The sequence below is a fragment of the Aggregatilinea sp. genome, from assembly GCF_036822615.1.
Lineage (GTDB): Bacteria > Chloroflexota > Anaerolineae > Aggregatilineales > Aggregatilineaceae > Aggregatilinea.
In genome coordinates, this window is sequence record NZ_DAISHJ010000206.1 from 1 (window position 1) to 4,543 (window position 4,543).

The window sequence follows — 4,543 nt, forward strand, 5'->3', positions numbered from 1 at the left end:
ACTTTGGGGCTGCGCTGGCGACGCTGGCGGGTGGGGCGTCGAGGCGATACAATAGGAGAAGACATAGACACCTCCCGGTGTTTGTCTAGAACGGCTCGCCACGGTTACCAGGCCAGGGGCGGGCCGTTTGCGTTGTGGAATACCTTAGCTACTGATAGTATAACACGAGTTTCTAAGGTGTCAACAAGAAACAGGCGTGAATATCCTAACAAGTGGCGTGAATGCTTGACTAACTCGTGTTATACCTCTATACTCAGTTCAGACGTCATGAAAGGATCTGTGATGAGTGACGAATACTACCCCTTCACCCGCATGAAAGAACTCATGCAGCGGAAAGAGACACGAACCGGGCAGCAGGTCACGTACCAGGACATTGCGAATGCGACCGGACTGTCGATTAGCACGGTCGAGCGATATGCCAATAACCGAGTCATGCGGCCCGATCTCCGGATCGTCCGCAAGCTCTGTGACTATTTTGGCATTTCGCTGAGTGAATTTGTGGTACAGGACGACCCGGGGCAGAGGGTGGCCTACGCAGTGGCATAACCACCGCGTAGGCCCGGCATGCTCGTGGTGAAAGCACGGGCAGCCATCACCATTGTACGTCTCGCGCCCGCGAGCGCGAAAGCACCTTAACAAGTTCACACTCTTCACGGAAAATTCACGCGAGGCTGGTTGCTCGGACACAATCCCGTGCTATGCTACTGACATCTGTGAAGTTTGCATAGCTCAGGGGGTAACTGATGTCCGAAGTGAAGGAACAAATGCTCCGTGCCCGCGAACTCATACAGCAGAAGCAGTACGACGAAGCCCGGCTGCTGCTGATGACCATCGACCACGACAAGGCGCGCGAGTGGCTGGCGCAGTTGGACCGCATCCAGCAGAAACAGCCCACCCCGCAGCCGGTCGTGTCTCAGCCGGTCGCACCACAGCCGGTCAACGTCACGGTGAAGGAAAAGCGGAAGGTGCCGGGGTGCCTGGGCATCTCGCTCGGGGTCGGCTGCGGCGCGCCGCTGTTCTTCTGCATCGGCCTGATCGTCATCGTCGCCGTCATTGCGGCTGTCATCCAAAGCCAGAAAGAAGACGCGACCGAAAAGATCGTGGATGCCAACGCAGGGCATGGCACGCTCGAAAACCCGATCCCCGTCGGGCAGTGGGCAGCCTTCACCGGCGGTCAGGTCACGGCGCAGCGCATCGTCCGCCCGGCCACAGAGATGGTCGAAGGCTTCAATCAGTTCAACTCGAACCCGGCCACCGGCGCGGAATACGTCCTGCTCTGGTTCGATCTGCGCTGCACCGAGGATCGCTGCGTGCCGCGCGTAGACCTGAAGATTCGACTGGTGGATTCGGCGGGCAAGCAATGGGGTGAGCCAACCATCGTGATGCTAGATGACGACTTCGACGATACCGATGCCGTGAGCGGCGCGGCTATCGGCGGGTGGCAGGCCTTCGAGTATCCGTCCAACGAGCCGATCCAGGCCATCTGGATCGAGTGGGGCGACGAAACGCTGTATCTCCTCCCGCCAACCGCGTAAGGCACACACTTCTAGCCATTAATGGTGAACAGTAGCGGCTAGCCGTTACAAATCACCGTGAAGAGCGAATGACTTTATCGAACGCCTGTGCTACAGTACAGGCACGGAAAAACAAACGACCCACCTGCGCGAACAGGTGGGTCGTCAGCACCTTAATAACAGAATATTCCCGCTGCATGGTCTCGACCGGCCCCCGAGTGGGGGAGAGTTGAGGTAGGAATTTCCTGTCATCAGGGTGAAAGTTCTTCAGTCGGGGCGCCCGGATTTGAACCGGGGGCCTCTTGCACCCCATGCAAGCGCGCTAGCCAAGCTGCGCCACGCCCCGAAGTACCCGGTTATGTTAGCCGTAGTGGGCGGCGTTGTCAAGCCTGGGTTTCGGTTGAGATCCCATCTCGCAGCAGCCGGTAGCGCGCTTGCGCCTCACCATCATGCGCGGCCAGCATCTGCTCCAGCCGCTCGACCAGATCCCGGTTGCCCACGAAGAACGGCACGCACTGGTGCAGGCTGCGGGGCTGGATGTCCAGAATATCTTCAACCCCATCCGACGCATAGCCGCCTGCCTGCGCTGCGATGAACGCCAGCGGCTGCACCTCGTACGTCAGGCGCAGCTTGCCGGTCGGGCGTGTCGTCGTGCCGGGATAGAGGAACACGCCGCCGCGCAGCAAATTGCGGTGGAAATCGGCCACGAGACTGCCGATATAGCGCTGGGCGAGGGGCTGCATATCAGGGTCGTCCTGCGCCTGGCACCAGCGGATATACGCGCGGATGCCGGGCGACCAGTCGCGCTCGTAGCCATGATTGATGCTGTAATACGATCCCGGCGACGGGATGCGGATATTCGGGTGGCTGAGCAGAAATTCGCCCACGCTGGGATCGAGCGTAAAGCCGTGCACGCCCGTGCCGGTGCTGTAGACCAGCATCGTGCTGGACCCGTACACGACGTACCCCGCGGCGACCAGCACCGCCCCCGGTTGCAGCACGTCCGCTTCCGTGCCGTGTCCGTCGCCCGGCGTGATCTTGCGGTGAATGGCGAAGATCGTGCCGATCGACGCGTTTACGTCGATGTTCGAGGATCCGTCGAGCGGATCGTAAATCAGCGCGTAGTAGCCGGGCTGGTGATGATCGGGGATCCGCCGCAGCTCGTCGTGCTCCTCCGACGCCATCACGCAGACCCGCCGCGTGTGGTCGTTGATGCGGAAGATCACCTCGTCGGCATATACGTCCAGCTTCTGCTGCACCTCGCCGTGCACGTTGATCCCCGCCGTTGCGCCGAGGATATCCGCCAGCCCGGCGCGCGTTGTTTCGCGGGCGATGAGCTTGGCGGCCAGGGCGATGTCGTACAGCAGGCTGGTCAGCCGCCCGGTGGCCTCGGGGAACCGCTCCTGCTGATCCAGGATGTGCCGCTCGATCGTTTGAAGACGCGGGGTAGGCGTGTCCTGTGGCATGCATCGTCCTTCCAACTTGGCTCCGGTGTGTCTTTCGATTGTGACATAGTCTGCTGCACAGGACAATGGGGGCGTTGGCCTGTCCCCGCCGCTTTGGTACACTTGGGCCGTTTGCTCTGGCCGCCATCATGACGAAAGAACCCGCATGAACAGTCGTCACCTGTACCAGCGTCCCGCCGCGCGCTATGCCCTGATCCTGGCCGGATGCGCGCTGATGGTCGTTACGCTCGATCTCTTCACCAATTTGATGGATCGCTCCCGCTATTTGTGGGACTTCGTGGTCTATTTCGACATGGCCGAAAACGGACTTGTCGGCAACAAGCTGTTGTGGGCCCCGTTTGTCTACCGCTTTCTGACGCCGCTGCTGGCCGGAAACATCGCCTATCTGTTTTCCGTCAGCACGGAAATGGGCTTCATCATCCTGAACTATATCGGTGGCATCTGGCAGTTGTTTATGGTCTATCTCTTGGCCGAGCACTTCACGCGCCGCGCGCTCATCGCGTGGACGGCGGTCGCGGCGATCGCGCTGTCGCTGTACAACATCAAGTACATGTTCTGGGATGTCGCCCGGCCCGATTCGCTCGCCTACCCGATCATGATCGCGGCGGTGCTGGCGCTGTTCCACAAGCGCTACGATTTATGCGTCGCCGTCTCGTGTATCGGGCTGCTCACGCGCGAATTTCTGATCGTGCCACCGGTCGTGCTGGAACTCACCCTGCTGCAAGACTACTGGCGCACCCGCTCGCGCGAGACGCTGCGCTGGATGATTTTCACCTTCGTGCTGGTCAGCCTGTTTGTGATCGTGCCGCGCGCGCTCATTCCCATCTATGACACGGGCCAGTACATTGATCCGGTCAATGATCCTGGCTCGCTGAAAAACCTGATCCGCGCGCCGCTGTCCGAACGGCGCGACTTTAACTTCCTGTTCAATCTCGCCAGCTACTTTTTGCCGGTGCTGCTGCTCGCTACGCCGGAGCGTCTCCGCCGCGCCTGGGACGATCTGGCGGGCTACCGGCAGTTCATCCTGCTGTATTCCGTGCCGGTGCTGGTGCTGACCATGTACGGCGGCACGGATCTGTCGCGCTTCGTGACGTACCTGTTCGTGCCGCTGATCATGATCCTGGTCGTTATGCTGCGGCGCGGTATTCCCGCCGTGGAAGTGCTCTACATGCTCGGGGCGGTGGCGGTCTACAACAAGATTTTTCTCCCGCTCCCCGATCTGATCGATCCCATCCTCGACTTTTACGGCGGCTACGACAACCGGGTCAACGTCGAGACGCTGATGCGCGTGTATGAGCTGGCGACGTTCATGATGGGGGCGGTGCTGCTGCGCGCGCTGATCGTTCTCGCCGCGCGGCGCAAGGCGCATCAACCCCTGGAGCAGGGGGCCTGACACGCGACGTATGGGCATGCGGCTGCGCGCCGCCTGCGAACCTGCTTTCTCCCCCCGCCGAGATGGCTTTTCTCCCCTCTCCAATCAAGTTGGAGAGGGGCCGGGGGTGAGGTGAGTTTTTGCCTTTGCTTTTGGCTCTCAGCTAACCACTAACAACTAACTGCTGCTTT

4 protein-coding genes and 1 tRNA gene are annotated in these 4,543 nt (G+C 60.6%); 3 read left to right on the forward strand and 2 right to left on the reverse strand.

What is annotated here, in order from left to right:
• Positions 1-282 precede the first annotated feature (282 nt).
• On the forward strand, positions 283-546 hold the full coding sequence (locus tag V7116_RS25505; protein WP_324394824.1) for a helix-turn-helix domain-containing protein: 264 nt from the start codon (positions 283-285) through the stop codon (positions 544-546).
• Between the two features lie 197 nt (positions 547-743).
• A complete protein-coding gene (locus V7116_RS25510) occupies positions 744-1,535 on the forward strand; it encodes a hypothetical protein (RefSeq protein WP_324394825.1) in 792 nt (263 codons plus the stop codon).
• A gap of 250 nt (positions 1,536-1,785) precedes the next feature.
• Here V7116_RS25510 and V7116_RS25515 read toward each other — a convergent pair.
• Positions 1,786-1,860, reverse strand: a tRNA-Pro gene (locus V7116_RS25515).
• A 37-nt stretch (positions 1,861-1,897) separates the two neighbouring features.
• Complete coding sequence (gene fbp / locus V7116_RS25520; protein ID WP_324394826.1) at positions 1,898-2,980, reverse strand: class 1 fructose-bisphosphatase; 1,083 nt, start codon at positions 2,978-2,980, stop codon at positions 1,898-1,900.
• 145 nt (positions 2,981-3,125) lie between these two features.
• Here fbp and V7116_RS25525 point away from each other — a divergent pair, with 145 nt between their 5' ends.
• The gene (locus V7116_RS25525; protein WP_324394827.1) at positions 3,126-4,373 is read left to right on the forward strand and encodes a hypothetical protein; all 1,248 of its coding nucleotides are present in this window, start codon (positions 3,126-3,128) and stop codon (positions 4,371-4,373) included.
• Positions 4,374-4,543: the final 170 nt, after the last annotated feature.